The organism is Bacteriovorax stolpii (assembly GCF_002872415.1).
Classification (GTDB): domain Bacteria; phylum Bdellovibrionota; class Bacteriovoracia; order Bacteriovoracales; family Bacteriovoracaceae; genus Bacteriovorax; species Bacteriovorax stolpii.
This window is the reverse complement of the sequence record NZ_CP025704.1, coordinates 2,338,543-2,356,726: the sequence shown is the minus strand read 5'-3', so window position 1 is coordinate 2,356,726 and position 18,184 is coordinate 2,338,543. Positions and strand designations below refer to the sequence as shown.

16 protein-coding genes are annotated in these 18,184 nt (G+C 42.6%); 6 read left to right on the top strand and 10 right to left on the bottom strand.

The features are described 5' to 3' along the window. Positions 1-28: 28 nt before the first annotated feature. The 3 genes from C0V70_RS11520 to C0V70_RS11510 are packed head-to-tail and all read right to left on the bottom strand — an operon-like array spanning position 29 to position 2,109. Positions 29-685, bottom strand: coding sequence for a tRNA-uridine aminocarboxypropyltransferase (locus C0V70_RS11520; protein WP_102244011.1), 657 nt, complete (start codon positions 683-685; stop codon positions 29-31). Positions 686-687: 2 nt separating this feature from the next. Continuing rightward, positions 688-1,275 (bottom strand): hypothetical protein, encoded by a 588-nt coding sequence (locus tag C0V70_RS11515; protein WP_102244010.1) that lies wholly within the window; start codon positions 1,273-1,275, stop codon positions 688-690. A 6-nt stretch (positions 1,276-1,281) separates the two neighbouring features. Further along, positions 1,282-2,109, bottom strand: coding sequence for an endonuclease I family protein (locus C0V70_RS11510; protein WP_102244009.1), 828 nt, complete (start codon positions 2,107-2,109; stop codon positions 1,282-1,284). Positions 2,110-2,320: 211 nt separating this feature from the next. On the opposite strand from C0V70_RS11510, the gene C0V70_RS11505 reads away from it, so the two are divergent. Continuing rightward, complete coding sequence (locus C0V70_RS11505) at positions 2,321-3,334, top strand: 3-oxoacyl-ACP synthase III family protein (protein ID WP_102244008.1); 1,014 nt, start codon at positions 2,321-2,323, stop codon at positions 3,332-3,334. On the opposite strand, the gene C0V70_RS11500 is transcribed toward C0V70_RS11505, so the two are convergent. Genes C0V70_RS11500 through C0V70_RS11490 form a run of 3 tightly spaced genes read right to left on the bottom strand, consistent with a single transcriptional unit; the run spans position 3,303 to position 9,097 of the window. Further along, positions 3,303-5,633, bottom strand: coding sequence for an acetyl-CoA hydrolase/transferase family protein (locus C0V70_RS11500; RefSeq protein ID WP_102244007.1), 2,331 nt, complete (start codon positions 5,631-5,633; stop codon positions 3,303-3,305). The two genes, C0V70_RS11505 and C0V70_RS11500, sit on opposite strands and share 32 nt — an antisense overlap. A 6-nt stretch (positions 5,634-5,639) precedes the next feature. Beyond that, positions 5,640-7,964 carry an acetyl-CoA hydrolase/transferase family protein gene (locus tag C0V70_RS11495; RefSeq protein WP_102244006.1) on the bottom strand — a complete coding sequence of 775 codons (2,325 nt, stop codon included), beginning with the start codon at positions 7,962-7,964 and terminating at the stop codon, positions 5,640-5,642. A gap of 5 nt (positions 7,965-7,969) precedes the next feature. Further along, entirely contained in the window at positions 7,970-9,097 is a 1,128-nt protein-coding gene (locus tag C0V70_RS11490) for a hypothetical protein (protein ID WP_102244005.1), read from the bottom strand. 143 nt (positions 9,098-9,240) lie between these two features. Here C0V70_RS11490 and C0V70_RS11485 point away from each other — a divergent pair, with 143 nt between their 5' ends. From C0V70_RS11485 to C0V70_RS11475, 3 genes are all read left to right on the top strand, one after another. Then, on the top strand, positions 9,241-9,639 hold the full coding sequence (locus C0V70_RS11485; RefSeq protein ID WP_102244004.1) for a hypothetical protein: 399 nt from the start codon (positions 9,241-9,243) through the stop codon (positions 9,637-9,639). A gap of 160 nt (positions 9,640-9,799) precedes the next feature. Next, positions 9,800-11,086, top strand: a complete 1,287-nt coding sequence (locus C0V70_RS11480) for a S8 family peptidase (protein ID WP_102244003.1) — start codon at positions 9,800-9,802, stop codon at positions 11,084-11,086. Between the two features lie 41 nt (positions 11,087-11,127). Next, the gene (locus C0V70_RS11475; RefSeq protein WP_102244002.1) at positions 11,128-11,994 is read left to right on the top strand and encodes an RluA family pseudouridine synthase; all 867 of its coding nucleotides are present in this window, start codon (positions 11,128-11,130) and stop codon (positions 11,992-11,994) included. Here the strand turns inward: C0V70_RS11475 and C0V70_RS11470 are convergent. After that, a complete protein-coding gene (locus C0V70_RS11470) occupies positions 11,963-13,285 on the bottom strand; it encodes an MATE family efflux transporter (protein WP_102244001.1) in 1,323 nt (440 codons plus the stop codon). The genes C0V70_RS11475 and C0V70_RS11470 overlap by 32 nt on opposite strands. Before the next feature lie 68 nt (positions 13,286-13,353). Here C0V70_RS11470 and C0V70_RS11465 point away from each other — a divergent pair, with 68 nt between their 5' ends. After that, on the top strand, positions 13,354-14,169 hold the full coding sequence (locus C0V70_RS11465; protein ID WP_102244000.1) for a hypothetical protein: 816 nt from the start codon (positions 13,354-13,356) through the stop codon (positions 14,167-14,169). 8 nt (positions 14,170-14,177) lie between these two features. Here the strand turns inward: C0V70_RS11465 and C0V70_RS11460 are convergent, their stop codons facing one another. Then, complete coding sequence (locus tag C0V70_RS11460) at positions 14,178-15,593, bottom strand: cryptochrome/photolyase family protein (RefSeq protein ID WP_102243999.1); 1,416 nt, start codon at positions 15,591-15,593, stop codon at positions 14,178-14,180. Between the two features lie 8 nt (positions 15,594-15,601). Continuing rightward, a complete protein-coding gene (locus C0V70_RS11455) occupies positions 15,602-16,522 on the bottom strand; it encodes a TIGR01777 family oxidoreductase (protein WP_102243998.1) in 921 nt (306 codons plus the stop codon). Between the two features lie 174 nt (positions 16,523-16,696). On the opposite strand from C0V70_RS11455, the gene C0V70_RS11450 reads away from it, so the two are divergent. After that, positions 16,697-17,623, top strand: a complete 927-nt coding sequence (locus C0V70_RS11450; protein WP_102243997.1) for a MerR family transcriptional regulator — start codon at positions 16,697-16,699, stop codon at positions 17,621-17,623. Here C0V70_RS11450 and C0V70_RS11445 read toward each other — a convergent pair. After that, positions 17,620-18,102, bottom strand: coding sequence for a glutathione peroxidase (locus tag C0V70_RS11445; RefSeq protein ID WP_102243996.1), 483 nt, complete (start codon positions 18,100-18,102; stop codon positions 17,620-17,622). The genes C0V70_RS11450 and C0V70_RS11445 overlap by 4 nt on opposite strands. Between the last annotated feature and the right edge of the window lie 82 nt (positions 18,103-18,184).

Below are 18,184 nucleotides of genomic sequence, written 5' to 3'. Positions count from 1 at the left end.
ATTAAAAATAAGAAAGGAGTAACGAGAGTTACTCCTTTTTTTTGTCTAAATAATTGGTCTGATAAACCACTCGGCCCATTTTCTGAATCTGTAGGTCAATCATCTTTTGAAATGAAGCGACGGCCGAAGCTGTATCTAGTTTTGGTTCTAGTATTTTTAAAGCTTCAACACTTGCTTCTAGTGTTGAAAGAGCATTTTCCGCCGGAGCCTTTCTGATTCTGTAATCTGATTTTTCTTCCGGAGCTAACTTAATGGCCGGGAGTTTTTGCAAATTAGGTGAAGAGAGATAAATCTTTTTAGCTTTTCTCCACGTCCCATCAATCAGTAAAAGGTGAGTGATGACTTCATTAGTTGCAGGTGTTGACTCCAGGACTTTTGCATCTTGACCTGGATAGAGAAGAGCGCACCTATTTTTCGGGTCACAAAGAAGTGTGTTGAGCTTTAAATCATTAGTGAAGTCTTCTCCCACCATCACAGTCATCTCTTTAAAACTTTTCTTCATAATGCGAACAGTGTTGAGCGGGTGCTTGGTTTCACTCGGGTGCTGAAGCACGATTAAGTGAATATTGTTCGGAATCGTTTTTAAAGTGTCACATAGGCAACGCGATTTTAAGAAATCACACTGCTGACAAAAGGCACGGCTTTCGCTCGTAAAAGAGTAATCTAAATTGTATTGTTCCATCATTTTTACCTGCGCTTTAATTTCGTTTGAATACAGCTTAGGAGTTTTTTATCCGGAGTCTTGTGAACTTTCTGACAGTCCTCAAGAGACTGGTTTACAAAACTCATACACCTTTCTTCACTGTCTCCAAAACGGGCGTCCTTTCTGTGTTTCATACAGTAGAAGGCCAGGTTCTGGTTGATCTCAATCAGGCGCTCATCCATCTGAGCACTTTTTTTTGTTTTAGGTTGAGACTTCGGGATTATCGTCGTAATCGATTTTTCCTTTTGTGGTTCCTGATAATTGATTTTTTCGTCAATGACGATTTCTTCTCTTGAAGGTTTTTCTTCACGTCTGGCAGGTTTCACCACGATCTCGGCCGGCCTCACATCTTCGCGGTAAACCGGACGAGTTGCCTGACGCGTTTGATGAGGAGACTTCACCTGAGGTGGCGGAGTGCTTTTGGCCGGCCTTTTCATGTAATAAGAATCACCGCGCTCAATTTGTAAAAAAGCGCGGTTAGTTTCATCAGAATAAGTTTTAGGTTCAGTTTTTTCTTCGGTCGAGCTACAGGCGACGACAAGGAGAAGAAAGAGGTAAGGGAAATATTTCATAATTTATTACAAGCGATTAACAAGTTCCGGGTAATCGACGAACGGGTTTCTGTTTCCCTGAAGCTGCATGATCTTTTCATTGCGCTTCATCTCAGCTTCATCCACCGGATCTTCTGCATTCCATTTTTTTAAGTATTTTGCCTGAGTGGCATCAATATTCATTTTATATCTTGTAGAGAAATAATAAAGAGCTCTCGCTACATTTCCACGGTGTTCAATAGGCGGCTCAAACGATCTGATACTTGTACCGATCGCATTTCCGATCATTGAGTCCTGGCAATTGCTATGAGTGGCCTTTCCATCAACTTCAGCAAAAGGGTTGTTGCTTCTTGTTGAGTTGGCCTTCATGTCCACTGGAAATAGATGGTGCAGGTCGGTCTTTTGAAGCTCTGAAGGAAATTGTTTAGAGAACTTACTCTGAGGCCAGGTGTGTTCACAATTAATTACATTGGGATTAGGGATTTTTCCCGGACCTACACCTTGAGTCTGGTCAACTTCGATGTTGCAGTAGACTTCTTTAACCGAGTATTTTTTATTTCCATGAGTGACTAAAAAAAGATCGCCGAACATCAGTTCTCTGGCCTCTTGATAAGTCATGTCTTTTCTTTGTTCACTGCAATCACTTTCATCAGGACAAGAGTCACTTAAAGTGTCACTTGTGCCTTCATTCTTGATGTGAATTTTTTCAGACAGATTAAAAATTTCATTGCGCAGATCAGTTTGAGAAGTTTTCTGATTAGTAAACTTCGCAACAGTTGACTCGGGATAATAGCTTACACTTGCAGTAGCATTAATGGCCCAAAGAACAAGCGGGAGCGCTAGCATCGTCTTCATAATTCTACATCCTTTTAAAAGTATTTAGACAGATTCGCTTTTGTATTTAATGTATTTTTATTGTCGTAATACTAGAGTGCTTTGACAACCTTTTTTCATTGGAGGAAATGACTCCAGTATAGATGGCAGAGCTATTACGTCAGAGAATTGTTTGAATATTTTTAGGATTGGATTAAAATAATAAAATTAGTCTAAATGAATTGAGGTTTTTATGAAATATAGAAGTGAAATCACGGGTGTCGGCTCTTACGTTCCGCCAAAAGTTTACACGAACTTTGATTTGGAAAAAATGATGGACACATCAGACGAATGGATTCAGCAAAGAACGGGGATTGTAGAGCGCCGTTGGGTTGATGCGGATGTTTCTACATCGGATCTTGCAGTTCACGCGAGCCTTGAGGCCATTAAGAATGCTGGTCTTGATAAAAAAGACATCGATATGATTATCTTCGCCACTCTAAGCCCTGATCATGATTTCCCGGGGACAGGGTGTTTTCTTCAAGCAAAACTAGACCTGCCTGAGATTGCTGTGCTCGATATTCGCCAGCAGTGCACCGGTTTTATTTACGGCCTAAGTATCGCTGATAAATTTATCCTAAGTGGATCACACAAAAATATTTTAGTTGTTGGGGCAGAAGTTCACTCCAAGGGACTTGATAAAACTCCTAACGGCAGAAACGTTGCGGTTTTATTCGGTGACGGGGCAGGAGCAGTTGTTGTTTCAAGAAAAGACCTGACTAATGACAAAACAGACTCGCGCATTATGACCACGCATTTATATGCTGATGGAGCTTACGCAAAAGAACTTTGGATTCCAGCTCCTGGAAATGCTCTTGGAAAAGATAGAATTAATCACCATATGCTGGAAGAAGGTCAACACTTCCCTCAAATGAATGGTAAGACCGTTTTCGTTCATGCAACAAAGAGAATGGCAGAGTGTTTAGTGCATTCTTGTAAAGAAGCGGGTGTGACATTAAACGATGTCGATGTTTTCCTTTTTCATCAGGCCAACCTGAGAATCAATTCAAAAGTAGCAGAGATGCTCAATATCCCGGAGTCGAAAGTTTTTAATACGATTCAAAGCTACGGGAATACAACTGCAGCGACTATCCCATTGGGAATGAATGATGCAATTAAAGCAGGTGTCCTGAAAAAAGGAATGCTTGTGGCCAGCGCCGCTTTTGGTTCAGGGTTTACCTGGGCAAGTGCAGTGTGGAGATATTAAGAAAAATTGACGAGAACCAGGCACTGATGCTTTCAAGAAGGCCTGGTTTCTCACTCGCAATAGCTCGTCCCTGCATGATCACTGGGTGATCAGCAATTTCCGGCACATCAAGTTTAATATCATTGGCATCAGCAGGGGAGATAATGTTTCTCTCAATGGCCTCATCGCGAAGCTCTTCTCTGAATTTTGGGTGAGCGACGTTGATGAGTTCAATGGCGCGCTCGCTAGTGGTTTTTCCTCTAAGCGTGGCGACACCGTATTCAGTAACAACGAACTGAACGCTTTCGGCCGGGGTTGTCACGTGACCATCATATAAATCTAAAACGATCGAAGACATTTCGCCTTTTTTGGCCGTTGATCTAATGGCGATAATTGATTTCCCACCGATACTGCGGGCAGCGCCAGACATGAATTCAACTTGTCCACCTGGACTTGAAAGGCGACCTTCAGGCCCCATCTCTGCGTTTACATCCCCGGTTAAACGAACTTGTAGGGCAGTGTTCACCGCATGGAATTTCTCTTTATTTTGAACATTGGCCGGAGAGTTCACCACTTCAGTGGAAACAAACTTCACCGCTTTATTTTTGTGCAGCCATTTATAGAGATCATCTGAACCATAAGCAAATCCGGTTTCCGCTTTGGCGGCAATCCCTCGTTCCATAATGTCTTTTAAGCTATCTCCAAACATCTCACTGGAGATAAAAAGATTTTTCTTTTTAGCTTTTTGTAATCCGTCAGCAATCCCACCGAAGATATTTCCGATACCGATTTGCAGGGTGGAGTCGCTGTCGATAAGTTTTCCTAAATAAAGACCGATCTTCTTTTCTACATCAGTTAAAGGAACAACCGGAGGGCCAGCGAGTTTCGCAGTACTTTTGAAACTTCCGGCGATTTTACTTTTATGGATAATGTTATCACCGGTCGTAAAAGGAATGTTCTCATTGATTTCAGCAATGATTTTTACTTTCGGGTTTCCTTCTAAGATCGCGTGGATCATATCGTGGTTAGGCCCAAGAGAGTGGTTTCCGTTTTTATCAGCAGGAGAGACGCGCACGACGATGGCGTCGTACTTAAAGTCTTTCATATTTGGGTCGCGGATAAAACGAGGGAAGTCACTTAAGTATCCCGGGATGTATTTAACTTTTCCTTCTCCGTGAAGCTTTCTCATATTTGAGCCAACGAAAAAAGAGTTGAAGCGGATTTTTCCGTCAGCAAGCTCAGCTCCCTGACGAAGTGTTGATTCGTTAATCCCGTTAACTAAAATAGAAATGTCGAAACCTTTTTTTAGCCCGGCCGCTTTTTGAATAAGCGCACTCATCGCTTCTGGAGAAGCTCCGGCCGCAATCGGAAAGAAAATCCTGCTTCCATCAGGGACAACTTTTAGCGCTGTCATCAATTCACCGTTTGGATCGTGCCCCAGACCTTTGATGATGTTAGTATAGGGGATCTGTGGTTCCGGTGGAAGAAACTTTGGCAGTGTCTTATTGAAAGCGGTTAGACCTTTTTGTCCGTTTAAGAAAACAACGACACCTGAGTGTCTTTCGTTTGCAGCGTGCATAAGACGGCGGCCAATTTCATAGTGAGCAGAGGAGCGTGAAACACCCAGCTCATTAAAGAGATACTTGCGCTCTTCATCAGTCGCGGTTTTTTTCGTGACTCCTAGTTCAATCCCAGTCGTCCAGGCAATACAGTTGTCTGATTTACATGGCCCGCGCTCTCCTGGTTTTTTCAGGAAGACTTTAACGTTCTTTCCTTCATCAGGGGAGAGCTGAATTAAGTGCGAGTAACCCCAAACGGGATTTTTTAAGCGTTCAGGGTGATCAGTTTTACCTTTGTAATCACCACCACCCTGGATCATCCAATCGCGGACCCATTCACGTCGTGGAATGTCTTGTTCACCCCAACGGTAAATAGGTGCGTCTGGATCTGATGATGTCCTAAGGACACCGGAAACATACTCATCTGGAACTTCAAAACCAAACTCTAGTGCGAGTGTTGGTTTTTTAGTGTCCTCGAGATTAAATTCTTTTAGGTAGCGCTCAACTAAAGCTTCGTCGGTCGCATCCAGACCGACGAAGAGTTTTTGCACTTTACGATTGCTGGGCCCGACTTCCAGGATTTGGTAAGGAAGCGCGTTTTCATCAGCAAAGTTTTTTAAACGCTTCACCAGTTCACTGGTGTGTTCCAGCGACGGCATATCTTTTTTCTTGGCAATTAACGCCTTAACCAGATCCATACAAGGATCGGCGTAGGTGTTAAGAGAAAAAAGAAGAACGAATAAAAAAACTAAGTTTTTCATTTATTACTAGTGTGAGTAAATTTTAAAAACATGAAAAAAGTTAATATTAATCGCGTTCCAAATGCGCTCGAAGAATCCTTCCTGATGGCTGGCAATCGCACGACCTTGGTAAGGGCGGACAACAAAGTCAGCAACCACTGGAGCATCCAGGATAATCTCGCTGGCTTCAGCAGGAGAGATAATGTTTTTCTCCAGAGCTTCATCGCGAAGAGCTTCCCTGAATTTAGGGTGGGCAACGTTAATCAACGCCACCGCTCTATCACCAGTCGTGCGGCCTTTTAAAACCGCAGTTCCGTATTCAGTAACTACATAGTGAACACTTTCTGCAGGTGTCGTTACGTGTCCGTTATAAAGATCGAGAACGATACTTGAAAGCTCTCCATTTTTCGCCGTCGATCTGATGGCGATAATTGATTTACCACCATTACTTCTTGCGGCCCCTGACATAAACTCCACTTGTCCACCTGGGCTTGAAAGTCGTCCTTCCGGCCCAAACTCAGCGTTCACATCTCCGGTTAAGCGGACTTGTAGAGCAGTGTTGACTGCGTGGAACTTATCCGTGTTTTGAATATTTGCTGGAGAGTTTACTGCTTCAGTTGTGACAAACTTTACGGACTTATTTTTATTAAGCCACTTATAAAGATCCTCAGAACCATAAGCGAATCCGGTTTCTGCTTTTTTAGCAATCCCGCGCTCCATAATGTCTTTTAAACTATCACCAAACATCTCGGTAGAGATTTTCAGGTTTTTCTTCCCGGCATTTTGAAGACCATCAGGAAGTCCGCCGAAAATGTTACCAATACCAATTTGCAGAGTAGAGCCACTGTCAATTAAACCACCAAGCTCTTCACCAATGCGTTTTTCAACGTTCGTGAATGGAACAACTGGAGGTCCGGCAAGAGCAGCTTTACTTTTAAACGAAGCCGTAATCTGGCTGGTATGAATGATGTTATCACCCGTTGTAAAAGGAACGTTCTCATTGATTTCGGCAATGATTTTTACTTTTGGGTTACCTTCTAAGATCGCATGGATCATATCGTGGTTAGGCCCAAGAGAGTGGTTCCCGTTTTTATCCGCAGGAGAGACACGTACAACGATAGCGTCGTATTTAAAATCTTTCATTGTCGGATCTTTCATATAGCGAGGAAAGTCACTTAAGTAACCCGGTACATATTTAACATAACCTTCGCCGTGAAGCTTTCTCATGTTCGATCCCACGAAGAAAGACTTAAAGCGGATTTTTCCATCAGCAAGCTCGGCCCCTTTTCTTAAAGTCGACTCGTTGATCCCGTTAACTAATAAAGAAATTTCAAAACCTTTTTTAAGTTTTGGTGCCGCTTGAATCAAGGCACTCATCGCTTCTGGAGATGCTCCGGCCGCGATAGGGAAGAAGATGCGTGCGCCGTCAGGAAGTTTTCCCACAGCTTGCATCAGTTCACCTTTTGGATCGTGACCTAATCCCTTGATGATGTTTGAGTAAGGGATTTGCGGTTCTGGTGGCAGAAGGCCCGCTAAGTTTTTCTTAAAAGCGGCCGTTCCTTCTTTACCGTTTACAAAGACAACCACACCCGAGTGACGCTCACTCGCAGCGTGCATCAGGCGACGACCGATTTCATAGTGGGCCGATGAACGTGAAACACCCAGCTCGTTAAAGAGGTACTTGCGCTCTTCATCTGTGGCACCAGTTTTAGTTTTTCCTAATTCGATACTTGCTGTCCAGGCCACGCAGTTGTCTGATTTACATGGACCGCGCTCTTCTGGATTTTTCAAAAAGTGTTTTACGTTTTTTGCTTCATCAGGTTTTAACTGGATAAGGTGAGAGTAACCCCAAACCGGGTTATGTTCTCTTTCCGGGTAGCGGTTGAATCCACCTTTGATCATCCATTCTTTGGCCCATTCATCGCGAGTGAGGTCTAGTTTACCCCAACGATAAATCTGCGCCTTCGGATCGGCAGATGTACGAAGGACTCCGGAAACGTATTCGTTTGGAACTTCAAAACCAAACTCTAAAGCGAGTGTCGGTTTATCAGCACTGTCGAGATTGAACTCTTTTAAGTATTTCGCCACCAGTGCATCGTCTGTCATGTCCAGGGCAACAAAGAGTTTTTGCACTCGCCTTTCTGCCGGACCAACTTCCAGGATCTGATAGGGAAGTTTATTGGCATCGGCGAATTTTTTTAAACGTCCGACAAGTTCACCGGTCTTTTCCATTCCCGGCATGTCTTGTTTGGCGATTAAGGCCTTGACTAAATCCGTACACGGATCAGCATAGACGTTAAACGAAAAGAGCAGCGCAAATAAAAAGAATAAAGTCTGCATTTTATTTTTCATATTTTCTAATCCACAGGGTATTGTTTAGTTGCAGGCCAGCTTACAAATTTACCGAAGTTGCTATAGTTTGCGTTGTTAAAAGCTGCAGGGTCAGCGCCTTCATCGTAAACGAAGATCGCACTGGCGCGCTTATTGATGGCATCATCAATACCGTAGTCTCCAGTGACTCCCAGACCATCGAGAACTTCACCATATCTCTTCGAGCTGTCATAAGAGACTAACCAATTGATCATTTCCAGTTTCTTCTGGTCATTTTTTAATTCTTTTGGATAGATGCTGCTAAAAAGAGCAAGTGTCTTTTTATCTGCCAGCATTTCAGAGTGAAGATCTGTTGGGTCTGTTTCATTAATCAGCGTCTGCACCTGAGCGATGGCCTTCTGGATTTTGGCGTCTTCTAAAGTCTTGTCTGGATTTTTAATTCCCAGAGCACTTAGTCTTGTTTTGATTTCTGAGACGTGAGAGTAAACCGACTGTGCTTTACAGAAAATAAAACAGTGCTCACCACCGCCCTTTAAAAGGTTAGGGTAGTCAGGTCCATCGTGACCTCCGAAAGTAAACTTAACTCTAAAAAGAGCAGCACGTCTGACTTTCTGGTAGTAGTCGATGACACTCTTTTCGTTGGGAGTAAGAAGATATGACACTTCTAATGTCGGGCTCGATCCGATGGTTCTTCTCGTCAGATAAGTCTGAAGGTTTTTCCATGCCAGACCTGTTTCTTCAATTTCACCGAACCCGCGCGCTCCTGGAGTGTCGAGATCGATAATGTAGTTACCAGCGCGCAGAAGACCGTGGTCGTTATTCCAGTCTTTTTGAAGCGCGACCTGAGTCCCGAAGCTGTTTTCCAAATAGGCCTGAAGTTTTGGGCCGCTCTGGGCATTGAGCAGGATCACCGGAACATCCACCCCTTGGTCATTTTGTTTGAAAAAGACCGGGATTTTGTTTTTCTTTGCAAACTGAGCGATGAAGTTTCTGTGGTTCAAGTGACTATCGAGATCGATAGTCTTGGCCACCTGGGCGTCCATCTTAGGGAGCATGGACTTGATGATCTTCATACAATCTTCGGCATGGACCGAGGTTGGAAGAGAGTTAAAAAGGGCCAGTAACAGGACAAAAACAAAAGCTTTTAATTTCATTTTCACACCTATGAGAATGGTTCTCATTAATAAAAATAGACGAAATCTAGATACTTATCGGAAAGTCTGACAAAAACATTAAAGTATTAAAGTTTTTTGATCAGGTATTCGATAAGAAACCAAGTCCTTTTAAGGAGTTTTAGGTGAAAAAATATTTTATAGCTTCAAATTTAGTGGTCCTGATGCTTTTAGGTGGATGTGCAACGACGACTCCTCATAAAGAGCGCGTGGTAGCATCCAAAGAATATGAATGCCGTTTTAGTGAGACTATTGGTGGAGAGAAGACTGATTTCGTTTTCAGTCCCGATGGACTAAAGCTGCAAATCACTGCGCCAAAAGCAGGAACAGAAGTCGTCTTTCTCGAGGAGGATAACTTTATTTCTGGTGGTTTTACTTATGCTCAAGCAGCTAAGAAGGCCACGGACTGGGATGTTTCTAAGGTTGAGTTCCTTTCGTTCACGACCAATCCAAAAGTTACAGTAAACTTCAAACGCACGCCTGCTTCAAAGAAGATGACTGTCACAAAGTTCTGCTCTCTTTAGACAATAAAAATCATTCAAACGCCGGAGTTTTTTCGTCAGAAAAGAGGCTCCGTCAATTTATTTACACCAGCTAACAAAAACTTTCATTCGCAAGTGATCTATTGCTAATCAGTTTCAATCATTGCGACCATAAAATACAAACATAAATCAAGGATGATATATGAATTCGAAACTTTTAGTTGTTTCATTATTCTCGCTCGTTTTCTCTTTCTCTGCTCACGCGACACCATTTAACGGTTACATCGTAAAAGTTAAAAAAGGTTCAAACTTTTTATCAAGCAAAGCGATCTCAACTTACGGACAAGTGACAAAAACTGCTGATACAGGATTTGGAACATTTGCTCGCCTGGAAACTAATCAAGGTCTCTCAGATAAAGCGATGCAGACACTTGCTAACAACCCGGACATCGAATACATCGAGCCGAACTACATTATTTCGCTTGAGAGTGTAAAAGGGGAAGCTCCAAAGGACGCCTCTTTTTCTAAGCAATGGGGTCTCTCTAACAACGGTAAAAATGGCGGGATCTTCTCTCCGGGTGTTGCTGGTGAAGATATCAATGCGATGAAGGCATGGGACATCACAAAAGGTGCAACAGGCGATAAGACAATCAAGATCGCAGTTATCGATACAGGTGTTGAATACACTCACCCAGATTTAAAAGCTCAAATGGACGTTAACCTTGCTGAGCTTAACGGAAAACCGGGTGTTGATGATGACGGAAACGGGTACGTCGATGATATTTACGGATACGATTTCGCTAATAAAGACGGTGACCCGGCCGATGGACATGGACACGGGACTCACTGTGCAGGTGTTATCGGTGCCAGCCACAACAACATCGGTGTTGCGGGTGTGATGGCCAACGTAAAAATCGTAGGGATTAAATTTCTTTCAGACAAAGGTTCTGGAGAAACAATCGATGCTATCGCAGCTATCGACTACGCTATTAAAAGAGGCGTAAATGTTATGTCGAACTCATGGGGTGGTGGAGATAAAGAACAATCACTTCTTGATGCAATCACAGCAGCTGAGCAAGCGGGCATTACTTTTGTTGCGGCAGCAGGAAATGAGTCAAACAATAACGATTCAACTCCAAGCTACCCGGCAAACTACGACGTTTCAAACGTCATTTCAGTAGGGTCTTATACATCTGCTGGAGCGAGATCAAGTTTCTCTAACTACGGGCTAAAGACTGTTCACGTAACAGCTCCAGGCTCGACGATCCTTTCAACTTACAAAGGCTCATACGCTAACCTTTCAGGAACTTCGATGGCCACTCCACACGTTTCTGGGGTTGTAGGGCTTCTTCTTTCAAAAGAACCGGGACTTACACCTGCTGAAATCAGAGAAAGACTGATTAGAACGTCAACTCAGACGACTAAACTAAAGTCTTCTTCACTGTCTGGCGGGCGTGTAGATGCTTACCGTGCTCTAATGAACAACTAGTCATTTCTATAAAAATGCGTTAAAAAGGGCCCATATACTATATGGGCCTTTTTATTTTTGGGACGACAGTGACAGAACAAACCAGCAGACCATTTACCGTTAAAAAAAGTGTGAAAGAGGGCGACCCTCTTGTCATGATCGACTTCCTGGAAAAACACACCAAACTTTCAAAGAGTGTTTTAAAGAAAGTTCTCAATAACGGCGGAGTCTGGTTAAGAAAACTCAACAACTCAAAGAGATTAAGAACCAGAAGAGCGACAGCTGAGCTCACTAATGAATCCCATGTAGAATTCTTTTTTGATCCTCGTTACCTTTCTTTAGAAGTTCCAGAGTCGCGCGAAGTTTTAGCACAGAAAGAATGGGGGATTTGGTACAAGCCACCAGGTCTTCTTTCTCAGGGGACAGACTTTGGTGATCATTGCAGTATTTTAAGACAAGTTGAGAAGGCCAAAGGGAAAGCTTACCTGATTCACAGATTGGACCGCGAAGCACACGGACTGATGGTTTTTGCTTACACTCATCATGCGGCCGGCTCACTTTCAAAGTTGTGGCAAAATAGTGACGTCGAAAAATTTTATAAAGTTGAAGTCGTAGGAAATATCCAAAAAAGATACCCATCAGGCGGCGAAATTAAATTCCAGATTGATGGGAAAAATGCTTACACTACGTTTACTATCCTGGAACAAAAAGAGCACACGGCGATTCTTTTAGTGCAAATTCATACGGGAAGACTCCACCAGATCAGGCGTCACTTCGAAGAGCTGGGTTATCCGGTTTTAGGCGATCCAAAATACGGAACAGGAAATAAAAATAGTGAAGGTATCCGTTTGATGGCCTACCAGCTAAAATTCACTGATCCACTTTCAAAGAAAGCGATTAATTTTGAATTGTCAGACGTAGCTTTCTAATTCTATTGCGGTAGAAAGCAATCAGGAAAACACACATACATGTCAGACCGATCGCAAGACCGATCCAAAGGCCGCGTGCCTCCATGCCATTTTTGTAGGCAAGGTATGCTCCAATTGGAAGACCGATTACCCAGTAGGAAATAAGTCCCAAGATCATCGGTATTTTAGTTTCGTTAAGCCCTCTCATGACACCCGATAAAACCACCTGCACACCATCCGGGATTTGAAAAATTCCTACCCAGAATAAAAGTGCGCTTCCGTATAAAATAACCGGTTCATCTAAAGTGGCCAATCCCATGACCTGGTTGGGAATTAAGAGATAAATGGTGGCGAAGATAACCTGAAGAACCAAGACAAGGGTAATGGAGCCCAGGCTGTAGCGGATAATTCCTTCAAGCGATTTTTTTCCAAATTGCTCACCGACTAAAACTGAAATAGCGCCACCAAGTGCTAGTGGAACCATAAAGGTCAGGGAGGTTATATTGATAACTAAGCTTTGAGCAGCTCCGGCCACCAGGCTCATTCCACCAACTAAAACAGTGACCACAGAAAAAATCAAGACTTCACATAAAAGAGCAAAAGCAATCGGAGTTCCGAGCTTTAAAATTTTTCTGATAGATTCCATGTTCTGTTGAGCTTTAAATTCAGTCACAGACTTCATGTAAATAAAAACAGTGATGGCCATAAGAAAGCGACACAGTAGAGTCGCGATGGCCGCTCCTTTGATGCCGAAGCCCCCAAAGCTGCCATAACCAAACATGAAGAAAATATTTAAAAAGACGTTAACGACATTGTAGAAAAGAATAATCGCGTTAGGCGCATAGGTGTGCCCCTGGGCCTGTAAATAATCTTTTGTTGCCTGAAAAACAAAGGCCGGGAAAAGTGAGATCGATGTGATTTGCAGGAATGTGATCACATGAGGAACAATTTCCGGAGTCAGTTTAAAGTAACCGATATAAAGATCGGCGAAAAAAAGAATCGTGCTCAGAATGAGTGAGAGAAAAAAACTCACATAATAAGCATTAAAAAGGAGAGTTGGGTCTTTTTTTCCTTCACCTTTAAGTTGTGAGGCCAGAGGTCCGGTGCAAAGGAGGATCCCCACGCCAATCATTAAGAAAGGGGAGAAAATCGTCGCGGCCACACCTATAGAGGCTACGGCCAGGCTGGAGTAGCGCCCGGCCACCATGATATCACCTACACCAAACAACATTTGTCCGATCTGACCTGCGATAATTGGCAAGGAGAAAATCAAAATTTCTTTAGCTGTGGCGATATTTTTTCTTAGTGACATTGCACAGTAGTTTACAAACAATCTTTTACTATAGACAATGAAATTATATTAAAAGAAAGGATTCTTCAGTGGAAAATAATAAATCAGCTGTGCGCGAAGACAAAGCGGACATCAACTCGGCCACTTCGACAAAAAAAGGGCTTCAGGCCATTATTGAAAATGTGTTTAGACGCTTTTCAACGGCAGGATTTGTCCTGTTTTTACTTCCTATCGCCGTTGTTTTTATTTTCTGTATCGCAGTGGCACTGACTCCTGGAATTATGCTGTTTCAGTGGGCTTCAGACGTCGTTGTGAATTATCCCTTTGTCTTAAAAGCTTTCTGTTATGGACTTTGTGGAGGAGGGGCCTTTATTGGTTTTATCTTCACTTTAATTTTTATTGTCCCTTTGATGAACCTACCATGCCTGCCTTTTGTGAAGTCATACAGGGGTGCGTGGTTTTCGATTGAATCTATTCCATGGTTCTATCACAACGCTTTAACTTACCTGGTTCGTTACACGGTTTTAGATTTCTTAACACCTTCTCCTTTAAATATTCTATTTTTCAAAATGATGGGAATGAAGATTGGAAAAGGAGTTATGATTAACTCTTCAAATATTTCAGACCCATGTTTAATTAAATTAGGCGACTACGTAACGATTGGTGGCTCTGCTTACATGATGGCCCACTACGGGATGAAAGGATTTCTTATTATCGATAAACTTCACATCAAGCGTGGAGCGATGATTGGTCTTTCAGCAAAAATCCTTGGTGGTGTAACTATCGGAGAAAAAGCAGTGGTTGCTCCTAACACCGCGGTTCTGCCTAAAACCATTATCAAAGATGGTGAGAAGTTTGGTGTGCCTGTTTCTAACGGCTCATCGGCAGTGACTGAAGCTTCTTAATCTTAAGATTATTTTACCGCTTTATACATCGAGAGTGCACGTTCTCGTTGCTCTTTATAGGCAACGATTGGGTGAGGATAATCTTTGCCAACAAAACATCCAGCTGCGGCCTGTTCCAGTGGAGTAGAATCGTGCGGGTGATGGATTGTTTTGCTGGAAAACCCAGCAAGCTCCGGACACCACATTTTGATGTAATCACCTTTAGGATCAAATTTTTCAGATTGGTTATAAGGATTAAAGATCCTGAAGTAAGGCTGGGCATCGACACCTGTTGAAGCACTCCATTGCCAACCTCCATTGTTGGCCGCCATGTCGTAATCGAGAAGTTTTTCAGCGAAGTATCGCTCACCCCATCGCCAGTCGATTAAAAGAGTTTTAGTTAAAAATGAGGCCACAACCATACGCAATCGATTATGCATCATTCCGGTGGTGTTTAAACACCTCATGGCCGCATCGACTAACGGGTAACCGGTTTCTCCATTACACCATTTTTCAAAATCTTCTTTTTTTCCTAACCACTTGATTTGATCATACTCGGTTCTAAAGCAGTGAGTGTCTACTCCAGGGTAAGCGTCGAGGATCATCTGATAGAAATCGCGCCAGATAATTTCTGAAAGCCAGGTTTGATGGCCTTCGGATTTTTTTTCTATAGAGGCCCGGATCATATCGCGGATAGAAAGATTGCCCATGCGAATGTAGGGTGACAAAAGAGAAGTTCCGTCAATAGAAGGAACATCTCTTGCCGTTTTATAATCTTCAATGCGGTTTTTAAAATCTTTAAGACGTCTTTGTGCTTCCAGTGCTCCACCTTTTAAAGCGGATTCAGTTTCCACAAAACAAATATCGTAGTACCAGTTATGTTCCAGAATGTTCTTGGAGTTTTTATAAGGGGCCAGTTTTTTTAAGTCGCCTTTATATTCCGGGACGCGGGATTCTTGAGCGTGAAAAATCTCCAGCCATTTATTTTTATAAGGAGTAAAAACTTTATAAATTTCCTGCTGACCGTTGAGCACCTCTTTTTTCTCGAAAAAGACATGATCTTTATAATTAAAAACGTGGATGCCTTTTTTGAATAAGTCTTTTTCTACTTTTTGATCTCGCTCTTTGGCGTAAGGCTCATAGTCGCGGTTGAAAAACAGGGCCTCAATTTTAAAATCTTCGATAATTTTGGGAATTTCCTCTACTGGATTTCCGTAGCGGACAATGAGGCTTGAGCCGTGTTTGTTTAAAACGGATTCAATCTCTTTTAGCGAGTCCATAATGAAAGTGACTCTGGAGTCATTTTTGTTGTGAAGTTTTTCCAGAATATTGCTATCAAAAATAAAAGCAACATAAGTCTCATCTGAATTCTTCAGTGACTCCGAAAGAGCGTAGTGATCATGAAGTCTTAAATCGCGTCTTAACCAAACAAGGGACTTTTTCATTTTTATTTCTACTTTTTGTCGAACATTTTTGCAAAGGCCGCTTCTATTGTCGGGTATTGGAAAGTAAAGCCTGCCTCAGGAAGCCTTTTTGAAACCACGGCCTGTGAGTCCAAAATAACAGAAGACATCTCTCCGAAAGCAATTTTAAGTGCAGCCGCCGGAACTGGTATTAGTGTCGGCCTATGAAGAGCATCGCCCAGGGCCTTGGTGAAATGAAAATTATCGACCGGGTGAGAAGTAGAGCCATTATAGATGCCACTATAGCGATCGTCTGCGGCGGCCTTTACATAGAGGTCCACAAGGTCATCAAGATGAATCCAACTCATGACGTGATCGCCCGTTCCGATAGGGCCTCCCAGGCCTAGTTTGAAGGGAGGAAGCATTTTTGCCAGGGCACCTCCGTGAGCTTCAAGGACGACGGCCGTGCGGACAATAACTGTGCGCTTGCAATTTTTCAACGTATGGGCGGCGGCTTCCCAGTCTTTGCAAAGGGAGGCCAGGAAGTTGTTGGCCAGCTTTGAATCCTCTGTAAGAGCTTCGTTAGTGTTAACGGGGTAAATTCCTACAGCAGAGGATGAAATAAAAAAGTCCAATGGGGTGCTACGGTTCTGGTTAATGACGCTTGTTAACTGGATTGTTGACTCGACCCGTGATGAGTGGAGTTTCTTTTTTTGCTCATCACTCCAGCGTTTTGCCGCGATGTTTTCACCCATTAGGTTGATCACTCCATTTATTCCGGAGATGCTTTCAACTGGGGGAGGTGTTGAAGTGTCTTGCCATGAGAAGGCCTTTACATTTGGGTGATTAAAAACAGGGGGCAGGTGGGAGGTATTTCGTGAGAGGATATGCAGCTCGTGCCCTTCATTAAGGAGCTTCTCGCTTAGTCTCGTCCCGACAAAGCCTGTGGCACCGGTGATTAGTATTTTCATCTTTATCTCCTCTTCGAAAGTTCTTTTTGTAGTTCTTTAAACAATTCTTGTGCAGTTTCTTAGATCATTATAGTTTTATGTTATATTTTTACTAGAAGGACGATGTTATAATTGAGTTCGACATTTTCTAGACGCGAAGGAATTAAATTGGTCAGTACTACTTACACTATTCAAATGGCGTCTAAGCTCTCGGGGGTTGGTGTCCATACAATCAGGGCCTGGGAAAAGCGCTATAAGGCGCTTGTGCCCATCCGTGATGCCTCGGGGCACAGGACCTATTCAAAGACAGATGTTGAAAAGCTGCAGCTTTTAAGTGAATTGTGTTTGCTTGGCTACACTATTTCAAAAGTGGCCCCTTTATCCATTCCAGAACTCAAAGAATTACTCATTGACCTGGGTAGGTCTGAGGCAAGTCTTGAGCAGGGGGATTTCAATTTAGTCAACGAAGCGAAGCCATCAATTGACTCTTCACAGTCAATGGCCATTTTAACTTTTGCTTTAAAAAGTTATAAACTAGACATCATTTCACTGGAGCTCACGAAGCTCAAGCAGACACTTTCGCCGCGTGATTTTGCTCTGGACATATTATTGCCTCTTTACCGCTTAAAACAGGAGTGTGTTTCTTCAGGGGAGTACACCTCGATCCAAGCAGAGGCCCTGCGTTCACTTTTAAGATTTCATTTAGGGCATCATTTATTTCATTCACCGGCCAAAGAAAAAAGCAAAGTGCATATTCTCATCAGTGGAATGGAAGGAGACATGCAGGATATCGAGCTGGGAATCATGGGACTGTTATGCAGTCATTATGGACTCCCTTTTACATACCTGGGAGCAGATATTAGTTATGAAGCTCTTAGTGAAGTAGCAAAGGCACTTGAAATAAGCACTGTCATTCTTGGGCCGACTAATGTGCTGGCGCAATTAGGAAAAGGGCATTTCCAAAATTATGTTGAAAAACTTTTGATGAAATTAAATCCTGCTGTTGAGTTAATTGTGGCAGGAAAATCTGAGCTTGAAATGGAAAAGATCTCATCAAAGCGTCTTCATATTTTTAAAACCATCGACGCTGTTGATGAGTATCTTTCAAATATTGTTTATTAGAGAATCTTTTTAATATCTTTTAAAATTTCACCTGGTTTGTCATTCGGAGCGTATCTTTCCACCGGCTGGCCTTCTTTATTAACCAGGAATTTCGTAAAATTCCACTTGATGGCCTGGGTGCCAAGAATTCCTGGAAGAGATTCTTTTAAATAAGAATAAACAGGGGCCGTGCTCTTGCCGTTGACGTCTACTTTCGCGAAGAGGGGGAAACTTACATCATATGTGAGAGAACAGAACTTTTTAATTTCTTCTGCGTCCCCTGGTTCCTGTGCTCCGAACTGATTGCATGGAAAAGCAAGAATTTCGAGACCCTGATCTTTGTATTCTTTGTAAATTTGCTCCAGTTCTGTGTACTGAGGTGTAAAGCCACACTTTGAAGCTACATTGACAATAAGTAGAGTTTTTCCCTCGTATTGTTTAAGAGACTGAGACTTTCCGTTGATATCAATAACCTCAAAATCATAAATAGACTTCGCCATATTTTTCTCCCTAAAAATAATGAATTTCCTTTTAAAAATCCTAGGGGAAGAATACCATAGAAGCTAGGAATTTTTATCGTGA

Coding starts and splice junctions, on each gene's coding strand:
- C0V70_RS11520 (WP_102244011.1), bottom strand. CDS start 685: ATGATGGAACAATACAATTTAGATTACTCTTTTACGAGCGAAAGCCGT.
- C0V70_RS11515 (WP_102244010.1), bottom strand. CDS start 1,275: ATGAAATATTTCCCTTACCTCTTTCTTCTCCTTGTCGTCGCCTGTAGC.
- C0V70_RS11510 (WP_102244009.1), bottom strand. CDS start 2,109: ATGAAGACGATGCTAGCGCTCCCGCTTGTTCTTTGGGCCATTAATGCT.
- C0V70_RS11505 (WP_102244008.1), top strand. CDS start 2,321: ATGAAATATAGAAGTGAAATCACGGGTGTCGGCTCTTACGTTCCGCCA.
- C0V70_RS11500 (WP_102244007.1), bottom strand. CDS start 5,633: ATGAAAAACTTAGTTTTTTTATTCGTTCTTCTTTTTTCTCTTAACACC.
- C0V70_RS11495 (WP_102244006.1), bottom strand. CDS start 7,964: ATGAAAAATAAAATGCAGACTTTATTCTTTTTATTTGCGCTGCTCTTT.
- C0V70_RS11490 (WP_102244005.1), bottom strand. CDS start 9,097: ATGAAATTAAAAGCTTTTGTTTTTGTCCTGTTACTGGCCCTTTTTAAC.
- C0V70_RS11480 (WP_102244003.1), top strand. CDS start 9,800: ATGAATTCGAAACTTTTAGTTGTTTCATTATTCTCGCTCGTTTTCTCT.
- C0V70_RS11475 (WP_102244002.1), top strand. CDS start 11,128: ATGGGCCTTTTTATTTTTGGGACGACAGTGACAGAACAAACCAGCAGA.
- C0V70_RS11470 (WP_102244001.1), bottom strand. CDS start 13,285: ATGTCACTAAGAAAAAATATCGCCACAGCTAAAGAAATTTTGATTTTC.
- C0V70_RS11460 (WP_102243999.1), bottom strand. CDS start 15,593: ATGAAAAAGTCCCTTGTTTGGTTAAGACGCGATTTAAGACTTCATGAT.
- C0V70_RS11455 (WP_102243998.1), bottom strand. CDS start 16,522: ATGAAAATACTAATCACCGGTGCCACAGGCTTTGTCGGGACGAGACTA.
- C0V70_RS11450 (WP_102243997.1), top strand. CDS start 16,697: ATGGCGTCTAAGCTCTCGGGGGTTGGTGTCCATACAATCAGGGCCTGG.
- C0V70_RS11445 (WP_102243996.1), bottom strand. CDS start 18,102: ATGGCGAAGTCTATTTATGATTTTGAGGTTATTGATATCAACGGAAAG.